17 protein-coding genes are annotated in these 20,625 nt (G+C 51.2%); 5 read left to right on the plus strand and 12 right to left on the minus strand.

The features are described from left to right. Positions 1–1,176: transcription termination factor Rho (gene rho / locus MR847_RS00765; protein ID WP_287722640.1), on the minus strand; the 1,176-nt coding region annotated here is incomplete at its 3' end. Positions 1,177–1,919: 743 nt separating this feature from the next. Here rho and folK point away from each other — a divergent pair. From folK to panC, 3 genes are read left to right on the plus strand one after another with little or no spacing between them, the layout of a single operon-like run. Then, positions 1,920–2,438, plus strand: coding sequence for a 2-amino-4-hydroxy-6-hydroxymethyldihydropteridine diphosphokinase (folK, locus tag MR847_RS00770; RefSeq protein WP_277000939.1), 519 nt, complete (start codon positions 1,920–1,922; stop codon positions 2,436–2,438). After that, positions 2,431–3,123, plus strand: a complete 693-nt coding sequence (locus tag MR847_RS00775; RefSeq protein WP_287722618.1) for a deoxynucleoside kinase — start codon at positions 2,431–2,433, stop codon at positions 3,121–3,123. Before folK ends, MR847_RS00775 begins: the two co-directional genes overlap by 8 nt. A gap of 5 nt (positions 3,124–3,128) precedes the next feature. Beyond that, complete coding sequence (gene panC, locus MR847_RS00780; RefSeq protein ID WP_100424511.1) at positions 3,129–3,977, plus strand: pantoate--beta-alanine ligase; 849 nt, start codon at positions 3,129–3,131, stop codon at positions 3,975–3,977. Between the two features lie 219 nt (positions 3,978–4,196). On the opposite strand, the gene MR847_RS00785 is transcribed toward panC, so the two are convergent. From MR847_RS00785 to MR847_RS00810, 6 genes are all read right to left on the minus strand, one after another. Further along, positions 4,197–5,819, minus strand: coding sequence for a sodium-dependent transporter (locus tag MR847_RS00785; RefSeq protein ID WP_277000934.1), 1,623 nt, complete (start codon positions 5,817–5,819; stop codon positions 4,197–4,199). A gap of 38 nt (positions 5,820–5,857) precedes the next feature. Beyond that, positions 5,858–6,169 (minus strand): AzlD domain-containing protein, encoded by a 312-nt coding sequence (locus tag MR847_RS00790; protein WP_106518926.1) that lies wholly within the window; start codon positions 6,167–6,169, stop codon positions 5,858–5,860. After that, complete coding sequence (locus MR847_RS00795) at positions 6,166–6,867, minus strand: AzlC family ABC transporter permease (RefSeq protein ID WP_287722623.1); 702 nt, start codon at positions 6,865–6,867, stop codon at positions 6,166–6,168. The genes MR847_RS00790 and MR847_RS00795 overlap by 4 nt, the downstream gene beginning before the upstream one ends. Before the next feature lie 21 nt (positions 6,868–6,888). Then, on the minus strand, positions 6,889–8,274 hold the full coding sequence (purF, locus tag MR847_RS00800) for an amidophosphoribosyltransferase (protein ID WP_106520014.1): 1,386 nt from the start codon (positions 8,272–8,274) through the stop codon (positions 6,889–6,891). 73 nt (positions 8,275–8,347) lie between these two features. Further along, positions 8,348–9,349 carry a gluzincin family metallopeptidase gene (locus MR847_RS00805; protein WP_287722626.1) on the minus strand — a complete coding sequence of 334 codons (1,002 nt, stop codon included), beginning with the start codon at positions 9,347–9,349 and terminating at the stop codon, positions 8,348–8,350. A 9-nt stretch (positions 9,350–9,358) separates the two neighbouring features. Then, entirely contained in the window at positions 9,359–10,186 is an 828-nt protein-coding gene (locus tag MR847_RS00810) for a geranylgeranylglycerol-phosphate geranylgeranyltransferase (RefSeq protein WP_287722627.1), read from the minus strand. 45 nt (positions 10,187–10,231) lie between these two features. Here MR847_RS00810 and rsgA point away from each other — a divergent pair, with 45 nt between their 5' ends. Then, the gene (rsgA, locus tag MR847_RS00815) at positions 10,232–11,347 is read left to right on the plus strand and encodes a ribosome small subunit-dependent GTPase A (RefSeq protein WP_287722629.1); all 1,116 of its coding nucleotides are present in this window, start codon (positions 10,232–10,234) and stop codon (positions 11,345–11,347) included. Between the two features lie 62 nt (positions 11,348–11,409). Here rsgA and MR847_RS00820 read toward each other — a convergent pair whose 3' ends face one another. The 5 genes from MR847_RS00820 to MR847_RS00840 all read right to left on the minus strand — a co-directional run bounded on the left by MR847_RS00820 (position 11,410) and on the right by MR847_RS00840 (position 18,372). Continuing rightward, positions 11,410–12,702, minus strand: coding sequence for a citrate synthase (locus tag MR847_RS00820; RefSeq protein WP_106520018.1), 1,293 nt, complete (start codon positions 12,700–12,702; stop codon positions 11,410–11,412). Between the two features lie 11 nt (positions 12,703–12,713). Continuing rightward, on the minus strand, positions 12,714–14,012 hold the full coding sequence (locus tag MR847_RS00825) for an aminotransferase class I/II-fold pyridoxal phosphate-dependent enzyme (protein ID WP_277000918.1): 1,299 nt from the start codon (positions 14,010–14,012) through the stop codon (positions 12,714–12,716). Positions 14,013–14,104: 92 nt separating this feature from the next. Continuing rightward, positions 14,105–14,662 carry a guanylate kinase gene (gene gmk, locus MR847_RS00830; RefSeq protein WP_287722633.1) on the minus strand — a complete coding sequence of 186 codons (558 nt, stop codon included), beginning with the start codon at positions 14,660–14,662 and terminating at the stop codon, positions 14,105–14,107. 132 nt (positions 14,663–14,794) lie between these two features. After that, positions 14,795–15,802, minus strand: coding sequence for a glycosyltransferase (locus tag MR847_RS00835; protein ID WP_287722634.1), 1,008 nt, complete (start codon positions 15,800–15,802; stop codon positions 14,795–14,797). Further along, entirely contained in the window at positions 15,802–18,372 is a 2,571-nt protein-coding gene (locus tag MR847_RS00840; RefSeq protein WP_287722636.1) for an NPCBM/NEW2 domain-containing protein, read from the minus strand. Before MR847_RS00840 ends, MR847_RS00835 begins: the two co-directional genes overlap by 1 nt. A 94-nt stretch (positions 18,373–18,466) precedes the next feature. Between MR847_RS00840 and MR847_RS00845 the strand changes: the two genes are divergently transcribed. Further along, entirely contained in the window at positions 18,467–20,551 is a 2,085-nt protein-coding gene (locus MR847_RS00845) for a transketolase family protein (RefSeq protein WP_287722638.1), read from the plus strand. Positions 20,552–20,625: the final 74 nt, after the last annotated feature.

Consider the following 20,625-nt stretch of genomic DNA (forward strand, 5'->3'; position numbering starts at 1 on the left):
TTCCACGGAGGTCTGTTCCTGGAGGAACTTGCGCAAAATCCAGACGCGGCGGAGGGTATCTTCGTCGAGAAGAAGTTCTTCCTTGCGAGTGCCGGATTTGAAAATGTCGATAGCCGGCCAGATACGCTTTTCGGAAATGCGGCGGTCGAGCACGAGTTCCATGTTGCCGGTACCCTTGAATTCTTCAAAGATGACTTCATCCATACGGCTGCCGGTTTCGATCAAAGCGGTACCGATAATCGTGAGGGAACCGCCATTTTCGATTTTTCGGGCAGCACCGAAGAAACGCTTCGGGCGTTGCATGGCAAGAGCATCTACGCCACCGGAAAGAATCTTGCCGGAATGCGGAATCACCACGTTGTTTGCACGGGCAAAGCGCGTAATGGAATCAAGAAGGATTACGACGTCGTTGCCGTATTCGACAAGGCGCTTTGCCTTTTCAAGAAGGATGTCGGCAACCTGCGTGTGATGTTCAGGAGGTTCATCGAAAGTGGAAGCGATGACTTCACCCTTCACATGGCGACGCATGTCGGTCACTTCTTCCGGACGTTCATCGATCAAAAGCACAAAGAGCTTGACTTCCGGATGGTTCTTGGCAATCGCGCCTGCGATGTTCTGCAAAAGAACCGTCTTACCGGTACGCGGCGGAGCGAGCAAGATGCTGCGCTGACCCTTACCGATCGGGGAGAAAAGATCCATGATGCGGGTCGAATATTCGTCCTGACGCCATTCGAGATTCAGCTTTTGATACGGATGAATCGGGGTCAAGTATTCGAAGGCGACACGGTGCTTTGCTTTTGCCGGATCTTCGCCGTTGATCGTATCGACGCGGGCGAGACCGAAGTAGCGTTCGTTGTCGCGCGGCTGACGGACAAGACCCGTGATCGAGTCGCCGGACTTGAGCTCGAAACGGCGAATCTGGTTCGGACTGATGTAGATATCGTCAGGACCGGCGAGGTAGTTCAGGTCGGCGTTGCGGAGGAATCCGTAGCCTTCCTTCATAATTTCGAGAGTGCCTTCCGTATAAATCGGAGCGCCTTCGCCGGAAATGGCCGCGAGCAAGCGGTAAATCAAAGCCTGCTTGCGAAGTCTCTTCACGTCCGGTATGTTCAGTGCGTTTGCTTTTTCCTGCAAATCGAACATCGGCGTATTGCGGAGTTCGCGCCAGCGATGCATGGCGATGGCGACCTTTTCCGGGTCGGCCGGAGGAGCCTGGAGCTGATCGTCCGGGATATCGTCTTGCGGCAAGAAACGGTTGTTGCGACCGTACTTGTTCTTGCTAAACTTATTGAACTTGCCGTGTTGTCGATTATTGCCGTTGTTGTTGAAACGGCGATTGTTGTTGCCGTTTCCGCCGAATGCCGGGGCATCGGGTGCCGGAGCTTCGAGCGCCGGATTATTCTGTGCGGCTTCCATGGAATTTTCGGAGAAGGTTCCGTCGTTGTTCGGGAGAGAACCCTGATTTTCTTCAGTGAGTTCGCTTGTGCCCGGAGTGACGACGGCTTCCGGTTCACCGAAAAGTTCCGATGTCGGAGCGGACATTTCCGGTGCTTCGACGGTGTTAGGCTGTTCTTGCACTTCCGGTGCGGAATCCTGTTTTATGCTTATTTCTTTGGGGACTGCGTTTTTACGGGGGCGTCCACGGCGTTTCGGAGCTTCTTCAGGCTTCGGCTGGTCTTCGGGGAAAGTAATCGGAGCGGCGAGATCTCCCAGAGCGGAAAGATCTGGGGTCGGGGCATCCGGGGGAACCATATCAGAAATCAATTGAACGGAAAAAGAACCGTTATTTTTCTTCGGTCTTGGCACAGGGTCTCCTGCGAACTATAAAAGAAATAAAAAAGATGTAATATGAATAAAGGAAAAAGCGAGAATGCTTTGTCCGCCGCTAAATATACATAAAAAAATCTATATTGGCACTTGTGGAATCTTTGGAACGCGTCTTCATCGCTTTAGGCAGTAACATCACTCCACGAGGCAAACGTCTCGCGGAAGCTCGATTGATGTTAAAAAAAATATCCTTGGGCGGTTGGAAGGAAAGTTCCATCTACGAGACCTCGCCTGTCGGTCCGCAAAACCAAGGACCTTTCTTGAATCAGGTCGTGACATTCTGGTATGGCAAAGGTCCCGAAAAACTTTTGAATTATCTCAAGGGCGCGGAACTCTTTTTGGGAAGACGTCCGCGTGGACATTGGGAACAACGTGAAATCGACATGGACCTGCTCTACTACGGCGAATGCATTCGCAAGGGGAAACAGGACGGTCCGACGGTGCCGCATCCTCTTGTCACGAGCCGTGGCTTTGTGATGGTCCCGCTTGTGGAACTGGACCCGGACTGGGTCGATCCGTTGCTCGGAAAGAAGGCGAAGAAAATCTTGGATGAACTGAAATTCTCCGGCGTCGATGTGGATTTCAAGAAAGTGGAGGTGGGCGATGAATGAAGCATTTGTAGGACAGTCGAAATCGGAAGCGACAATAAAGCTTCCGGAACGTGTGCATTTTGTCGCGATTGACGGTGTGATCGGTGCCGGTAAAACTTCGCTCGCTCGAATCCTTGCCAAGGAACTCGGGGCGAATCTCGTATTGGAACAGTTCGAAGAAAACCCGTTCCTGGAACGCTTTTATGAAAATCCGGCTGCTTATGCTTTCCAGACGCAGCTCTTCTTTTTGTTGTCGCGCCTGCGCCAGTTCCAAGACGCCTTTGTGCAGAACGACCTGTTCCGTCACAACGTCGTGAGCGATTACACGTTTGAAAAGGACCGCATCTTTGCTCTCCAGAATTTGACGGACAGCGAAATGGCCATGTACGATACGGTTTCGAACAGCCTTTCGACGAGCCTTCCGCATCCGGACTTGATCATCTATTTGCAAGCCGATGTTCCGACCCTCTTGAGCCGCATCAGCAAGCGCGGACGCGCGATGGAAAAATCCATCGAAGGCAATTATCTGCGCGATCTGTTACAGCGCTACGATCATCATTTTTGGCATTACACCAAGGCGCCTGTTCTGATCATCAATACGAATAAAATCGATTTTGTCAACAACGAAAAACATCTGCAGATGGTGCTGAACGCGATAGCAGCAGCGCCGACGCAGACAACTTACTTTGCTCCTGAAGGTGGCTAAATAAAATGAAAATTGTCAAGACGATTGCAGAACTCCGTGCAGAACTTCTCCCGTTGAAGAAAGCAGGCAAGAGCATCGGCCTCGTTCCGACGATGGGCGCTTTGCATGAAGGTCATATGAGCTTGGTGGACGCTTCTGCCAAGGAAAACGATGTGACGGTCGTGAGCGTATTTCTGAATCCGATCCAGTTTGGCAAGAATGAAGATCTCGACAAGTATCCGCGTCGCTTGGAAAAAGATGCAGAACTCGTCGACGCTCACGGCGGCAATTTTGTGTTTGCTCCGACTCCGGCAGAAATGTATCCGGATGGAGATCCGCTGACGCTCGTGCGCGATGAAACGATGGAATGCCTTTACTGCGGTGCGACCCGTCCGGGACATTTCCGCGGCGTATTGACCGTGGTGACAAAGCTCTTCAACATCTCTGGCGCAGATCGTGCCTATTTTGGCAAAAAAGATTACCAGCAGGCTTTCCTTATCAAGCGCATGGTGAAGGATCTGAATATGCCGATTGAAATTCACACGCTTCCGATTGTGCGCGAAGCTTCGGGACTTGCCCGTTCGAGTCGCAACGAATACATGAACGATGTGGAACGCGGCGCAGCGGTTGCGATTTCCAAGGCTCTCCTCGATGCCAAGGCATCTTATGAAGCAGGCGAAAAGGATGTGAACAGGCTCCGTTCCAAAATCCAGGAAAACGTGGCGAAGGCCGGCGGCGTGGTGCAGTACATTGAAATCGCAAGTCAGAAGACTCTTTTTGCGAATACAAGCGGCACCGTTGATGAACCGTCCGTGATCCTCATTGCCGCTTTCTTTGGCAAGACCCGCTTGATCGATAATATGGAATTGAACTGAGTTCTTTTTGAATTTCAGAAGTTCAAAAAAAATCGCACCCGAATGGGTGCGATTTTCATTGTATGTATTCAAAACCGCCGACGGTTTCCTTTTTGAAATCAGACTGTCTGTTCTCTTATTTCTTTTTTCCAAAGATCTTGGAGAAGCAGAAAATGTTCAGGCCAAGAATCGCAACCCAAGATGCAATCATAAAAATCAGTCCACCAGTAGTGAGTTCCATTATGCGTCCTCCTCGGATTGACCAATGCTAACCTTTTTGATCTTCGGATCACGGCCCGTTGCGCGACCGCTCTTCCAGGCGTACCAAATGGCGACGTTCACAAGGACTGCCGAAAGAATCAAGAACAGGCGGAAACCTTGGGTGAATGCCTTTTGCGACAGGGAAATTCCAAAGAACTGCACCATGGCGTCATCGGCAATATGACGGAGCAACAGAATGTTCAAACCGTCGTGAAGGATCCAAGAAATGAGCAAAACGACAAGAGCTGTCGGACAGACGTACTGGATGATCATACGGAACACCTTCGGAAGCTTGATCGTCGCGCCTTCGTTCAAGAGGGCGAAGGCTTCGGATTCAAGAGGAACCGTTTCGGACTTTTTACGGACGAGGACAAAGGCGAAGACAATCGCTTGAATCGTTCCGAGAAGCACAAGTAGGAAGCTTCCGCCCCAGAAGTCGAGTTCGTCGACGGCGCCTGCGGCAAGGCCCGCAATCGCGAGAATGCCACCGACAAGGGAAATGAGACCGACCGTCGTCACGGCGCTCTTGCGGCTGAACTTGAGGTCGTCTTCGCAGAAGCTGATGAGCGGCTGGATAATCGAAATGGCGCTTGTCACGCCGGCGATAAAGAGCATTAAGAACCAGAGTGTCATAAAGGCACTGCCGAACGGAAGCTTGCTAAAGACGAGCGGCATGCTCTGGAATGCGAGACCGAAAGTTCCGAGCTTTGCACATTCGTCTATGTTTGCACCGATGACGATGACCGCGAGTGGAATCACAATCGTACCGCCTAGGATGATTTCTGCAAAACCGTTTGCGGCGTCAGCGGAAAGGGAGGATACCACCAGGTCTTCGTGACGCTTGGTGTAGCTCGCATAGCAGAACACGATGCCCATGCCAAGGCTCATGGTGAAGAATACCTGGCCTGCGGCAGCAAGCCAAACCTGTGGGTTTGTCAGAGCCGAAAAGTCCGGATTCCACATAAAGGCGAGGCCCTTGCTAATGCCCGGAAGCGTGAGAACGCGAATCACAAGGATGATGCCCATGACCACAAGGATCGGCATTGAAATCTTGTTCACACGTTCGATGCCCTTGCGCACACCGAAGGAAATCAAGGCCATGTTGCAGATAAAGGTAATGGCAAAGAAGACGATTGCAGCCGGGAAAGCGCCAATCTTTTCGTTCAACGCAATAAAGTTCCCAAAGAATTCCGTGATTTTACCCGCCTGGACGACTTCCATCAACTTGCCGTTGAGGGAATACCAGGTAAAGGCGAGAATCCAGGATTCAATAAAGACGTAATAGAAAATAATAAAGAGCGGCGGAAGAAGGCCGATCGAACCGAGGTACTTTCCCCAAGGCTTGCCGATGATCTTGTCGTAAGCGCCCGGAGAAGTACCGTGGCGGAGAATGCCCGCATAACGTCCAAGAGTCCATTCAATCCACGACAGGGGAATGCCTAGTACGATGAACGCAATGATGTAAGGGATGATGAATGTGCCGCCGCCGTTTGTAGCCGCTTGCACAGGAAAACGTAAAAAATTGCCGAGTCCGACGGCGCTACCGGCGACTGCCAAAATAACGCCAAGTTTCGAGCCCCAATTCTCGCGTGAAGAATGCATGGCTTACCTCATCTAAGTTTGTGGCAAAAGATAACAAATTAAGGGATTATTCCGTCGACAAAAAGTACGGCGGCTGTCGCTGCGCAGGCGACGATAACAAGACCGCGCCCCAAAAGCGATGCGGTGACCGCAGCGATAAAGGCTGCAATGCCCGAAATCCGATTATTCGTCGCATGGAAAATCGCAGGGACAGTCATCGCGGCAAGCACCGTGTACGGAATATAAGCGAGGAAAGAATTCCAGAATTCGCTTTTCAACTGCTTTTTCAGCAAAATGAAAGGAATCGTCCGGAGCAAGTAAGTAACGCCCGACATCGCAAACAGATACAGGGCAAAATCGTGTAGTTTCATGCTTTCGCCTCTTCTGTTTTCTTGATCGGGAAGAACCTCGCGCAAAGAAGCGAAGCGATGACCGCGCAAATAATGATCGCAAAGCCCGCAGAAACGTTTTGCAGCACAGGCACGTAATAAAAAGCGCAACTGAGGGCGACTGCAATCGCGACGGCAATGCTTGTAGGCTTATGCGTCTTCATCGGCGGAACGACAATCGCAATGAACATGCCGTAAAGCGCAACGCCCAAGGCGTTCGTCAAAATGGCAGGCAAAATTTCGCCGGCGATTGCACCGCAAAGCGTTCCCGTGAACCAGCCGAGATACGGAAGAACCGAGAGACCAAAAAAATACAGCGGATTCACTTTTTCTTTGGAACCGATTGCGACGGCGTAAATTTCATCGGTAATGCCAATACTCAAAAGAAGGCGTTGCAAAGTTCCAAAACTCGGCGTCACCTTTTGCGAAAGGGAAATGGCCATGAGGGAATAGCGCAGGTTGATAAAGAACATCGCAATGATCATTTCGATCAGCGTGCCTGCCGCCTGCATAATCTGAAGTCCTGCAAATTGACCTGCAGAAGTCAGATTGGTCATGGATATAAGCGTTACAAGCGGCCAAGAGAGAATCTTGGAACCTGCGATACCGAAAGAGAAAGAAACGGCAAAATAGCCGATTCCGATGGGAAGTCCGTCGATGACGCCTTTAGAGAATTTCACGGCGCCAATTATAACAAAAAACTAGCCGCAGCTGAATTTACCGGCTTCTTTTCCGATGTATTCGGGGTAAATGCCGTCAAAACAGGCTGCGCAGTAGTCGCTAGGAGCCGAAGTACATTCCTTCATGCCTGCAATGCTCAGGTAGCCAAGGCTTTCGACTCCGAGCATTTTAGCGATTTCCTGCGGGCTCATGCTGCTTGCGGCCAGTTCGCCTGCGTTTGGAAAATCCATGCCGAAGTAGCAGGCGTGCGCGACCGGAGGCGATGCGATGCGGATGTGAACCTCTAAGGCGCCCGAATCGCGGAGCATTTTGGACAGGATTTTCAGCGTCGTGCCGCGGACAATGGAATCATCGACAACGCAGACCTTGCGACCTTTGAGGACGCCTTCGATCGGGTTGAACTTGAGGCGTACCTTTTGGGAACGTACGTTTTGTGTCGGGTCGATAAAGGTTCTGCCGACGTAGTGGTTCCGCAAGAGTCCGATTTCAAACTTGATGCCGGATTCGCGGGCAAAGCCCAAAGCCGCTGTTGTCGAAGAATCCGGGACCGGAATTACGATGTCCGCATCGACAGGGCATTCACGGGCGAGCTGCTTGCCCATTTTGCGGCGGATCTTGTCGCAGCTCTGCTCAAAGATCTTGGAGTCCGGGCGGGCAAAGTAGATGTATTCGAAAATACAGTGGGCGAGGCGACCTTTTTGGGTGAAGGTTTCGGACTGGAGGCCTTCCTTCGTAATCGTCAAAAGTTCTCCCGGTTGAATGTCTCGCACGTAGTTTGCGCCTAAAAGGTCGAATGCGCAGGTTTCGCTGGCGACGCACCAGCTGTTTCCAAGTCTTGCGATGGAAAGCGGTCTAAAGGCGAAACCGTCTCGGGCAACGTAGAGAGTGTCTTTCGAAAGGATCAGCATGCAGAAGCAACCGGTGAGCTTGGAAATCGCTTTTTTGATCGCTTCCTTTAAGTTTGGAGCCTGTGTGCGGGCGATTTCGTGCAAAAAGATTTCGGAGTCGGAAGTGGTCTGGAAAATGTGACCCGCTTCTTCCATTTCTGCACGGAGTTCGGCGGCGTTGGTCAGGTTGCCGTTGTGCGCAATTGCGAGCTGTCCCCATTTGCAGCTGATGAGAATCGGTTGGGCATTTGCAAGGGTGCTTGAGCCTGTTGTGCTGTAGCGGACGTGACCGACTCCGGCAAAGCCTTGCAATTCGTCGACGTTGTGTTCGCGAAGGAGAGTGGAAACCAGTCCCATGGATTTACGGACTCGGATTTTTTCTCCGTTGGAGATGGCGAAGCCGGCGCTTTCTTGGCCGCGATGCTGTAGAGCGTAGAGTCCCATACAAACATTGCGGGCGACGTTTTCACCATTGTAAATTCCGATGACGCCGCATTCTTCGTGAAGTTCATCCAACATGGGGACCTCTCTAGTGATGCCGTTAATTTAAAAAGGGGGCTTCAGTATCACAATACGAGGGCGTTTCGGTTTTTTATTTTCTTTCAACAAAATTGTAAAGCAGGTCCCCCTGTTTTTTACAAAAATGTCGTGCCAGTGCATCGTCTACGCTGGATTTTTGCAAATCGACAAATACGTTGCGAAGTTTGACGAACCGGTCGTCTTGTGCGTTCGATAGGAGCGTTTCCACCATCTTTTGAGAGTACCAGTACAAGCGTTCTACGGTCGTTCGGTCAGAATACTTGGTGAAGCTTTCCGTTAAAGCTTTGAGGCTCGGCACTGGACCTGTCGGCTGCGGAAGACCGGAGCGCGATCCGTCGATTACCTGCGCAATGCCTTCGTTCAACCATTGCGGAACCTTGGCGCGGGTCATCTGATGCACAAAGGCGTGGGTCAGCTCATGAAAAAGAATCGGACGGTAAATTGCGCGGTAGTGCATCAGGTTCGCTGGGATTCGGATCTTTCCGTCGTAAACGGCTCCGACCCAGTCGGGATGATCACCCACGCCTTGAAAATCCTTGGACTGGTACATCACCACGAGAATGGTGTTTTCGGGGTAGAACTGGAAAAGGTTCGCGAGGGAATCGTAAGCGATTTCGAGAACGCTCAGGGCTTCTTGCACTTCGATCGGGTCTGCGTAATCTTCGAGCTCTAAACGGAAATGCCCGAAATTTTGAATGCCGAGTTCATCCCGTTCGCGGATCAAAAATTTGGACTTTTCAATCAGAAAGTCAAAGTCCGCCGAATGGAAGTTGCGGGATTCGATGTAGGAAATGCATTCCTCGTAGCGGCCCTGTTCAAAGAGAATGCCTGCATAATGCATTTGCAGATTGGTGTCGTTTGGAAGTTTTTTTAAGAGAAAATCGAGATTCTTCTCGGCGCACTTCCAGTGCCTTAATTCGGAGCAAGCGTTGAATTCGTCCACGTGGCTGTTGAAGGTTTCGGCGTCTTTTTTCTGCTGCAAAAAAATTCGCGTGATGTGGAGCGAAGCGATGAACAGGACGCCGAGAACGATAAAGCCGAGGACTTTTTTCATAGGAACTTCTTATAGAAAACCGGTCAGAATCAGTACGACAAGACCCGTGATCATCGCAAGCTTTGTCATCTTTTGGGCGGCGCGGTACTTCTTTTTATAGGTCGTGTGAATCAAGGCGATACATGTGGGCATTAGCGGAATGAGCACAAACAAAAAGGCTGGGTGGAACCAGTTCAAAAGGACGGGCATCGGAATCGAAAAAAGTCCAAATCCGATGATGAGGCTTGCAAGCATTTGAGCTTGTTCTTTGCCGGCGATTAGAGGGAATGTGGCGATGCCTGCTTTCAAGTCGCCGTTTGCATCTTCCAAGTCCTTTAAGATTTCCCGGGCGAGCGTGAACAAAAAGGCGAAGCCTGCGGTGGCGTAAAGAGGTTCAAATACGGCGTCTGTCAGGAATGCGGCTCGCAGAATGGGCGTTGCACAGAGGACGGCGACCGTGACGTTTTTCACAAGCGGAATCTTTTTCAAAATTTTGTCGTATAAAGAGAGCAGAAGCAAAATGCCTGAAAAAAATCCGAGGTGCACCAGGTGCTGCGTTCCGGGGATCGCCGAGAGGAGAAGTGTTAAAACGATGCAGATGAGGCATGCGACCTTGGCCGCAAACGGGGAAACTTTTCCCGAAGGAATCGGACGATCAGGCTTGTTCACCCTGTCCGCTTCCACGTCCAACAGGTCGTTGTAAATATTTCCAAAGGCGATAGCGAATGCAAAAGCGCATGCGTCAGCGATAAAACTGGATGGGGTATAGATCCCTTTTGACAGAAAGTATCCGACGGAAAGCGTGACGATTGCAATCACGATGTTTTCGGCTCGGGACATTTTAAAAAGCGAAGGCATACGTCAAAAGATAAAAAAAGAAGAAAATATTCTAAATTAAGGCAGATGAATCACGAACTCGACAACGATCAGGAAGAAGAACACTCTGGCCGCACATTCCGCCGCGACGCACGCGCTCGACGTGTGAACACGATGGAAATGTGGAAGCGCGGAACGCTCGACGACCGCCCGATCAAGGAACGTTGGAGCCGTGAATTCAAAAAGCCTAAAATCAAAAAAATCAAGGATCCTTCCGAAAAGTTTGATGCGGACGATTCCGTGGAAGGCTTGGTTGTGGAAGTCCACCGCAGAACTTGCGTCGTGAGACTGCCGAACGGCGACAGCGTGAATGCGACTTACCGCGCCGCGGTCGTTTACGAATTAAAGGAATTTCCGGTTGTTGGTGATCAGGTGATTATTGCCCGTGCTAAAAACGCGGAAGAAGATGCACCTTATTCGCTGCTCCGCGTGCTGCCGAGAAAGTCGGCACTCGTGCGTCCCGGTCCCAAGGACAAGTCCCGCAGGGAACTCGTTCTCGCGGCAAACATCGACCAGGTCGTGGTCGTTTCGAGTGTTGCCGAGCCTCCGTTCAACTACGGCTTTGCGGACCGCTTTTTGCTCGCGGCGAACCTTTGCAATTTGCCGCTCGTGATGGTCTTGAACAAGACGGACCTTATCGAAGAAATTCCGCAGAACGTGAAGGATTTTATTTCGATCGTCGACAAGTTCATTTGCGTGAGCTGCAAATCGGGTAAAGGCCTCGATGAACTGCGTGAAGTTTTGAAAGGCAAAAATTCCGTGCTTTCGGGAAAGAGCGGAGTCGGCAAGTCGAGTCTAGTGAACGCTCTTGTACCCGAGGCTCAGCTGAACGTGGGAGAAGTCCGTGAACTCGACGGCAAGGGCCGTCATACGACGACTTCTTCGAGCCTCTTCGATCTTCCTTTCGGCGGTCGCATAATCGATACGCCGGGGATCCGTGAACTAGGAGTCGTGGAAATGGACGGTCATGATTTGGCTCGTTCGTTCCCGGGATTTTTCCCTGGTGAATTCTTTACTTGTAAGTACAACGATTGCATGCATATCAACGAACCGGGCTGCGATGTGCTTGCCCGTGTAGAATCGGGCGAAATTCCGAAGGCCCGCTATGCGAGCTACTTGCGCATCTTGGATTCCGACGAATAATTTTTTAAAGTTGAAAAAAGGCCCGCATCGTTTGATGCGAGCCTTTTTTTGAATCTTGGGAATTAACCGCGGTTGTCAATCGGGAGCCACGGACGTTCTGCGTAGCCCGTGTAGATTTGACGCGGACGGTTGATCTTCGACAGAGGATCGTCGTGCATTTCCTTCCAATGAGCGATCCAGCCCGGGAGACGTCCGATGGCGAACATCACCGTGAGCATGTTCGTCGGGATTTCCATGGCGTGGTAAAGGATGCCCGAGTAGAAGTCTACGTTCGGGTAGAGCTTACGTTCAATGAAGTAGTCGTCATTGAGGGCTGCTTCTTCGAGTTCGCTTGCGATGTCGAGCAGTGGATCGGCAATATGTTCGCGATCGAAAATCGTGTGAACGAGGCCTTTGAGAACCTTGGCACGCGGGTCATAGTTCTTGTAGACGCGGTGACCGAAGCCGTACAGTTTGAACGGATCCTTTTTGTTCTTTGCCTTTTCGATGACCTGCTTGACCGTGAGACCGCTCTGGTGAATTTTCATCAAAGTTTCGAGAGCTGCCTGGTTTGCACCACCGTGGAGCGGACCCCACAAGGCGCAGATGCCTGCGCAGATACTTGCGTAGAGGCTTGCCTGGGAACTGCCGACCATGCGGACGGTAGAAGTCGAACAGTTCTGTTCGTGGTCTGCGTGGACGATCAAAAGAACGTTCAGTGCGTGGACAAAGAGCGGGTCAACGTTGTAAGGCTTTGCCTTGCTCGAAAACATCATGTTGAGGAAGTTCGAACAGTAGCTCTTTTCCGCATCCGGATAGACGAACGGTTCGCCGATGCTTGCCTTGTAAGAGAAGGCTGCAATCGTGCGCACCTTGGAAATCAGGCTTGCGACAGTCAGGTTGAATGCGTCCTGCTTGCTTTCGTCGTCATAGAAGCGCGGGGTAAAGAGGCCGAGCGCATTCACGACTGCACCGAGAATGCCCATCGGGTGCGCCGAAGGCGGCATTTCACGGAAGAAGTTCAACAGGTTTTCGTGAATCAGGGCATTTTCCGTCAAAAGACGACGGAACGTGCCGAGTTCTTCACGTGTCGGAAGATTTCCATAAATGAGAAGCCATGCCGTTTCTGGGAAGGTCGTGTAGGCGGCGAGGTCTTCGATATTGTAACCGCGATAGCGAAGAATGCCTTTTTCACCATCCACAAAGGTGATCTGGCTCTTCGTACTACCCGTGTTCGTGTAGCCGTAGTCCAGCGTGACAAGACCCGAGTCCTTGCGGAGCTTGGAAATGTCAATCGCCTTTTCGTTTTCCGTTCCAGTTACGAGCGGAAGGTTGTAATCCTTACCGTCGTAGTTCAAGGTAGCGAAATCGGGCATGATGCCTCCTATTACTTGGATTTGAGAGCTAGAATCGCGTGGTACACGTTGTCAAAGAGCTGCGGGAGCTTCGCCGTCGGCACGGCCGAGAAGGCGAGGCGGAGCAAGCCCTTGAGCATGATGGTACCCGTGCTGTAGTTCTGAAGAAGTTCAACGCGAACGGCTTCTGCGTCGACACCCTTCGGCTTGACGCACATAAAGTAACCGCTGTTGAACGGCATAGGTTCAAATGCTTCGGAGTATTCCGGATGGGAAGCGAGCGTTTCCTGGATGATGTCGTAACGCTTCTTCAACACGGCATACTTTTCTTCCTTTTCCTTTACGTATTCCGGGCTGTTGTAAGCGGCAAGGAGAATGCGCTGGGAAATGTTCGGAGCGTTGGAAATGTTGCCGCGGACAGCTCCTGCAGCCTTGCTTTCGAGAGCCTTGAGCTGTTCCGGAGTTGCACCCTTGAAACCGAATGTCATAAAGCCCACGCGGAATCCCCAGACGTAGTCTTCCTTTGTCGGACCGTCGAGCTTCACAGCGAGGATGTCCTTGTGGGCGTCGAGGAGCTTCGTGAAGAGGGATTCGCGGGTCACGCCGTCTTCGTATACAAGTCCAAAGTAGGCGTCATCGAGGAGAGCGACGACCTTGTTGCCCTTTTCGGCTGCGCGGACGAGGACTTCCGTAATCTTCTTTGCTTCTTCTTCGGTAGCAGTGTAGCCGGTCGGGTTGTTCGGAAAGTTCAAGAGGAGAACCTTTTTGCCGATTCCGTCCTTGTTCAGAGCTTCTTCGAGAGCTTCGACGTCAAAACCGCCGTTCTTGAAGGTGTTGTATGTCTGAATTTTGGCACCATAGGCGTTTTCGAACACGAGTTCGTAATTGTCCCAGTAGAGGTCAGGAATGATGACCTTATCGTTTGGATCGAGGAACAGGTAGCCGGCCATGGAAATGGCGTGCGTCAAAGCGGCGGTAACGACCGGGCGGGAAAAGGACTTGCCTTCGAGGCTCGGGTTCTTGCGAATGATTTGAGCCTTCCATGCGTCACGGATGTCCGGGTTGCCGTAGCTCGGTGCATAGAGGAAGGACTGCTTCGGCATGTTCAAAGACTTCAGCACGCTCGGAAGAACGAGCGGGGAACCGTCATCTTCGAGAGCGGTACCGATTGTCGCATTGATTTCTTTACCCTTTGCTTCGCCACCTTGGCCAAGAATACCCTTGCTCGGGAAGAAAATGGCCTTTCCCTTTTCGGAAAGCATTTGGAGGATGGAGGATCCGTTAGCGGAGAGATCGCTGTTGAGCGCTTCAGCAAGAGGATTAAGATTCATAGTGCGTGTCCTTGAAGAATTTTCCAGCGGGCAAAGATAAAAAAATCCATTTGCACTAGCAAAGGGATTTTACTTGAAAATTTGTTGCAAAACTACTTGGAAAGAATCTTTCGAAGCTGGTTTACTGCGTCATCGAGATTGTCGTTGACAATTTTGTATTCATACTTGCCGTGCTGCTTGGCAAATTCGATTTCCTTGCGGGCGTTGTGCAAACGCAGGCTGATGACTTCGTCCGAGTCTGTGTTGCGGTTGCGGAGGCGCTGTTCGAGAATTTCGAGCGACGGCGGAAGGATCAAAATACCGATCGCTTCCGGGTAAACCTTGTCGAAATTGACTTTTCCGAAAACATCTAGGTCAAAAAGAACGCGCTTGCCTTCGGAAAGCATCTTTTCGACGAAGCTCTTCGGGGTACCGTAGAAGTTGCCGTGGACTTCGTTCCATTCCACAAGTTCGTTGTTTTCAATCATGCGTTTGAATTCGTCACGGCTCTTAAAGAAGTAGTGAGTGCCGTCCACTTCGCCTTCCCGCGGAGCGCGGGTCGTTGCGGAAATGGAATAAACCATATCCGGGAATTCCTTGATCACCAAGTCCTTTAAGGTCGTTTTTCCTGCTCCGGACGGAGCGCTCATTACAAACAGTTTGGATTTCATTGCGAAAAATATAGGAATTTTTTTCCCATAAACTTTCAAAAAGAAAAAGTTGAAAAAAACTGAAATCGCTTTCTTAGTGGTTCCTAAGGCTCTAGGATGGCTTTGTTTGACGAAAGCGCCTTTTCAAAGACTTCATTTTCCGGGGAATCGCTTAACGGCAGATTGTGGCAGTCCACACGGTCCATCTTGGACGGCATCCCGGCTCGGATTCCGGATTCCGCACCCGGATTTCGATTTATCCTCAATATAGAGCGGTCTTTGTTTGACCTCTTCGTAGATGCGCCCAATATATTCGCCGACAATGCCGATTGACATCAGCTGGATTCCGCCAAAGAAAACGATTACGGTCATGAGGGAAGCCCAGCCAGGAACCGTTGTCGTAGGACTTAAGAATTTTTCGAGAATGCTCCAGATGAACACGCCAAAGGCGATGATCGTCGCAAGGAATCCCATCAAAAAGCTGATTTTCAATGGCGTCGTGCTAAAGCCTGTGATACCGTCCATTGCAAGGCGCAACATTTTGCGAAGCGGATACTTGGACGTTCCCGCTGTGCGTTCTGCACGATCGTAAAGAATGCCGATTTTTTTGAATCCCACCCAACAGACGAGCCCGCGCAAAAAACGGTTGCGTTCGGGAAGGGCATTCAATTGGTCCACGACGATACGGTCCATTAAACGGAAGTCGCCTGTATCCTGCGGAATTTCAATGCTCGTGAGCGAATGCAAGACCTTGTAAAAAAGGTGCGCTGTCGCTTTTTTAAAAATCGTTTCGCCTTTGCGCTTGTGGCGCTGTGCATAGACCACCTGGTAACCTTCGCGCCATTTTACAAGCATATCCTTGATCAGCGAAGGGGGATCCTGCAAGTCGCCGTCAATGATTACGACGGCGTCGCCCTGGGCGTGCTTTAATCCCGCGCTGAATGCTGCCTGGTGACCGAAATTGCGGCTAAAATTCACAAGCTTATTCTGCGGAGTCTGCTCTAAGAGTTTTTCCAAAATTTCACGGGTACGATCCTTAGAACCGTCGTTCACAAAGATCAGTTCATGCTCGATATCTTGAAGTTCCTCTTCGAGAACCGAAAAGGTCTTTGCGACGATTTCTTCTTCGTTAAACAGGGGTACGATAACGGATAAAAGCACTATTTCACCTCGGATTTTAAATCGACCTTTCCGCTCGGAAAAAGAGTCGGATGGACAATGTCCACATGGTCGCAGTTTTTATTCGAAAGGGAATCGGTCAAAATCAAAAGTTCACGGACGCCGTGCACAATCACGTTTAACGAATCCAGCTTTCCTATGGTAACGTTCGGGTTTTGGTAAAGGAGCTTGCCGTCGCCAAAAACTTTGTACGCAATGCCGTCGCTGCAAAGACTTTCTTCGTCAAGACCGACGATGGCGGTCAAGCGTTCGAACTTGCCTTGCAAGTCGAAGTGCGTTTCGCTCGAAGCGTGAACGCCAAAGCCTTCGGTAAACTTTTTGCCGTTGAGCGTAAAGGCGTGCCCTTCGACCGATGCGTTCCTGCTCAGGTTTCCCCAGGCCTGCTTGTGCGCTGTCGGCTGCATTTGGGAAAGTTCGAGCGCCCCTTCAAAGCGGAAGAAACGGTAATTTTCAATGTGGGCGACCGATTCGGATGTCGTCGAGTCGTAAATGTCCGCTTCGAGCTTGTTGTATCCGGGCTTTAAAACGGGACCGGTGAGCGTGTCGCTGTAATCGCCCGCCTGGTAAGGCTTCGCATAAATCGAATCTCCGTTCAACGTAAAGCGGATCTTCCACGGAGCCTTGGTGCCAAAGTATTCGGACGAGTTAAAGATGAATGTCTGCGTGGAAGGCTCTCCCTGCCAGAATCCAAAGGCAAAGAGCTTTTCCGGATCGTAATTGCGACGGGTCGAAATCTTTTTAATCGTCACCCAGTAGTTGCGGGTAATCAGCACCTGGTAAACGTCTTCGAGTTTCACTTCGCGCTCAAAAATGTCGCAGGTCGTCGGAATGCGATGTTCCACCGCCTTCGCATGGTACGTTTTGGAATCCCAGCAGTCGAGACCGCGAATGTAGTATACTTCGCCGTCGTACTTTTGAATCAAGCTCTGCAGGGAATCTTTCGAAATCTGACGGGCGCGGTTGTAATGGATTGCGGACTGTCCGTAGGCGACAAAATGCCAGGGCCTTCCGTACACGAACAGGCGAGGCTTTTTCGGTTGCTGGTTCAACCACTTCCAAATTTCGACTTCTTCGGTCGTCAGATGGTTGCGGTTGTACATGATGTTCTTGTTGAAGCTTTCCTTGTAACCGAGCGTGTTGCCGCAGACGATAACGGAAAGGATCAAAGTGACGGCGAAATTTGCCTTGAAATCGTTCTGCAGGTTCGTCTTTCCAGCGAGGAAATAGGCGACGTAAAGGAGCTTTCGAATACCGAATGCCGCAAGGAACGCCATGGTCGGCATCATCACGAGGGCGTAACGCTGGTTGATTTCAATATTGAAGTCGCCCGAAACGTTTTCGAGAATCATGTACGTCTGAATATGGTACAATAGCAGGAATCCGGCGATTTTCGTGTTCGTTCCGTAATTTTTCGAAAGAAGCTCCTTGGCCACCAAGGCGGCAAGGATTACGAGTCCCAAAAGAAAGAGCCAGTTGAAGCTCGAAAGGAATGGGTTTGCGAGCAGACCGCTGTCGGAGAGCGGCTTCGTCATCACTTCCCAGTTGCTCTTCAGGTTTTCAATGAAGTGACCGTGGGCGGAGTACTGCCCGCCTTGGAAACCGTAACCTTGGAAGTAGCTGATTGTAATCAGGATTGGAACGGAAAAAAGCGAAAGTGTGACAAAGAACGCCGGGGCTTTCAAATCCTTTTTGTCGAGAATCTTCGGCAGGGCGACGACGAGGAAGGCGAGAAAACAGAAAACCGTTTCCTGGCGGGTCTGCGCAAAGAATCCGAGTACGAGGGCGCAAAGGATCCAATGGCGAAGCGTGTTGCGGTCAAAAGCCCACTTGAGGACCCAGAGCGAAAGAGCGCTGAGGAAAATATAGAGCGGTTCGACAGACATCGAACGGAATTGGAAAAGGACCGTCGGCTGTGCAAAAAGAAGAATGCTCGTAAGAGCTGACATCAGGTCGTCGGAAGTCCACGCGCGGATGGCAAAAAATAGGAGCAGTGCCGCAAAAAAGAGCATCGCGAGTTCGCAGTGGAAAATCCAGTGCAGATCCGGTCCAAAGAACGGCATTCCGAGCAGGTACAGGAATGAAAGCCCCTTGGTTTTAAAGCTGTCGGAATCCTTGAAACAGTTCAATTTGCCTTTTTCGAATTCGCCTTCGTCACAAGTGCCGGTCGTCTGGTTGAAGTACATATTCTGGGCGATCGCCATGAACACGCTTTCATCGCTCTGCACACGGTGGCGGGCTTCAATCTGCGAGCCGGCAAAGAGGGTTGCCCCAAGAGCGAAAATTCCCACTAGGAATATATAAGGCTTCGGGGGCAGTTTCTCCTTGAAATACTGGCGAAAATCCTTAAAAAGAAGTCCAAAAAGCAAGATTCCGAGCGCAAGCTGCACCAAAAAGAGGGGGAGCGGCATACGCAGGTCCAAGGTGCGGATTACGTCTTTCGCTCCCACATTTGGCCCTAAATAAATAAAAAACGGAATCGCTAGCGCAACGACAGCACCGATTAGCCCCGCCGGGTGGGTAAGGTTCTTGAAAAGGGTTTGTAAGTATTTCATTGAGCAGGAATATAGTTCTTTTCTATTTTTTTCAGTTGAGAAAACCGGCAATTAAATCTAAATTTGGGGCGCAAATTTTTTACAGAGGCTTCCTGTGGACAATTCAATTATTCTCAAAGCAGCAGACAACGTGCGAATCCTTTCCGCCGCTATGGTGGAAAAAGCCAAGTCCGGACACCCGGGTGGAGCAATGGGCGCCGCAACGGCCATTACTCTTCTTTTTGCGGAATTCCTCCGTTTCGATCCGAAGAATCCGCAGTGGGAAGCGCGTGACCGCTTCCTCATGGACCCGGGCCACATGTCCCCGCTGCTCTATGCAGAACTTGTCCTCACCGGTCGTCTTTCCTTGGAAGACTTGAAGAACTTCCGCCAGTTCGGCAGCATCACTTCCGGTCACCCGGAACTCTCCGTGGAACACGGAGTCGAAAACTCTTCGGGCCCTCTCGGTCTCGGTCAGGGTATGGCTGTGGGCGTTGCGATTGCGGAACGTTACAAGGTCGCCCAGTTCGGTGACATCCTCTCTCACAAGACGGTTGTGCTCGTTTCGGACGGCGGCATCCAGGAAGAAATCGCTTACGGTGTCGGCCGCGTGGCTGGTCACTTGAAGCTCTCCAATTTGATTTTCTTCTATGACGCAAACGGTGTACAGCTTTCTTGCGAAACCAAGGACGTCATGGACCAGGACTTCAAGAAGCAGTATGAATCCTGGGGCTTTAGGGTTCTCGAAGCCGACGGTGAAAACGTCGATGAACTCCGTACCGCTTTCAAGGCTGCTTATGCAGAAACCGAACGTCCGACGATCATCATCGGTCACACGACGATGGCAAAGGGCGCAGTCGGTGCCGCCGGCGAATCTTTCGAAGGCAAGGTTTCTACACACGGTCAGCCGCTTTCCGGCGCAGGCGCTTCGACAGAAGAAACCGTCCGTCGTTTGGGCGGTAATGCGGAAAATCCGTTCGAAGTCTTCCCGGAAGTCAAGAAGGCTTTCGATGAACGCTTGAAGGAACTCGAAAAGATTGCAACCGAATGGAAGGCAAAGAAGGCGGACTGGGATGCGAAGAATCCGGAAAAGGCTGCGACGATCCAGTCATGGCTCTCCGGCAAGAGCATTCAGCTCAACCTGAAGGATTTGGAACAGAAGGAAGGCGTTGCCACCCGTAACAGCTCGGGTACGGTCCTTTCTTACCTCGCCAAGAATTACAAGAATATCATCTGCAGCTCCGCAGACCTTTCGAACAGCGACCAAACTCAGAAGTTCTTGAATGAAACCCGCATCATGACGCCGGGTGACTTTGGCGGTGCATTTGTCCAGGTCGGCGTTGCGGAACTCACCATGGGCGCTATCGCTTGCGGTCTCGCTCTCCATGGAGGTCTGTACCCGATTTGCGCCACGTTCTTCGTGTTCAGCGACTTCATGAAGCCGGTCATCCGTATGGCCGCCCTCCAGGGCCTTCCGGTGAAGTACGTCTTTACGCATGACAGCTTCCGCGTCGGCGAAGACGGTCCGACTCACCAGCCGATCGAACACGAAACGCAGATTCGCCTTCTCGAAGATTTGATGAAGGAAGACGGTCGCTCCCAGATGCTCGTTCTCCGTCCGGCTGATCCGGCAGAAACGTCTGTCGCATGGGAAATGGCTTTTGAAAATACCGACAGCCCGACGGCTCTCATTTTGACCCGCCAGAAGGTCGGCTCTCTTCCGTGCCCGCAGGGCAGCTCCCGTTATGCGGAAGCCGCCAAGTGCCGCAAGGGCGCTTATGTCGTGAGCGACAATACTCCGGCAGGCAAGAATCCGGACCTGACTTTCGTTGCGAACGGTTCCGACGTTTATCTCGAACACGAAGCCGCAGAAGTGCTCCGCAAGGAAGGCAAGAATGTGCGCGTCGTTTCGATGATCAGCCCGAAGCTCTTCACGCTCCAGGACAAGGCTTATCGCGATTCCATCATCGTTCCTTGGACTCCGGTGTTTGCTCTTTCGAGCGGTCTTCCGGTCCTGTTCAAGGATGTCGTCGGTGGCTTTGGTAAGGTCGCAGGCCTCGAACGCTTTGGTGCTTCGGCTCCGGCATCTGTCCTCGAAAAGAAGTTCGGTTATGAACCGGCAGCTGTCGTGGAACAGGCGAAGGCTTACCTCGCTGAATTTGCTCAGTCCGTTGCCGATTTCAAGAAGGCAAACGGCTAAGAGTTCGTACAAATAAATTCAAAAAAGTCCGCAGCGATGCGGACTTTTTTACATTCATGCCAATAAGGTTTATT

Origin of the sequence: Hallerella sp. (genome assembly GCF_022776125.1) — a bacterium.
GTDB classification, from domain to species: Bacteria; Fibrobacterota; Fibrobacteria; order Fibrobacterales; family Fibrobacteraceae; genus Hallerella; species Hallerella succinigenes.

Coding starts and splice junctions, on each gene's coding strand:
- MR847_RS00775 (WP_287722618.1), top strand. CDS start 2,431: ATGAATGAAGCATTTGTAGGACAGTCGAAATCGGAAGCGACAATAAAG.
- panC (WP_100424511.1), top strand. CDS start 3,129: ATGAAAATTGTCAAGACGATTGCAGAACTCCGTGCAGAACTTCTCCCG.
- MR847_RS00785 (WP_277000934.1), bottom strand. CDS start 5,819: ATGCATTCTTCACGCGAGAATTGGGGCTCGAAACTTGGCGTTATTTTG.
- MR847_RS00790 (WP_106518926.1), bottom strand. CDS start 6,169: ATGAAACTACACGATTTTGCCCTGTATCTGTTTGCGATGTCGGGCGTT.
- purF (WP_106520014.1), bottom strand. CDS start 8,274: ATGTTGGATGAACTTCACGAAGAATGCGGCGTCATCGGAATTTACAAT.
- MR847_RS00805 (WP_287722626.1), bottom strand. CDS start 9,349: ATGAAAAAAGTCCTCGGCTTTATCGTTCTCGGCGTCCTGTTCATCGCT.
- MR847_RS00810 (WP_287722627.1), bottom strand. CDS start 10,186: ATGCCTTCGCTTTTTAAAATGTCCCGAGCCGAAAACATCGTGATTGCA.
- rsgA (WP_287722629.1), top strand. CDS start 10,232: ATGAATCACGAACTCGACAACGATCAGGAAGAAGAACACTCTGGCCGC.
- MR847_RS00820 (WP_106520018.1), bottom strand. CDS start 12,702: ATGCCCGATTTCGCTACCTTGAACTACGACGGTAAGGATTACAACCTT.
- MR847_RS00825 (WP_277000918.1), bottom strand. CDS start 14,012: ATGAATCTTAATCCTCTTGCTGAAGCGCTCAACAGCGATCTCTCCGCT.
- gmk (WP_287722633.1), bottom strand. CDS start 14,662: ATGAAATCCAAACTGTTTGTAATGAGCGCTCCGTCCGGAGCAGGAAAA.
- MR847_RS00840 (WP_287722636.1), bottom strand. CDS start 18,372: ATGAAATACTTACAAACCCTTTTCAAGAACCTTACCCACCCGGCGGGG.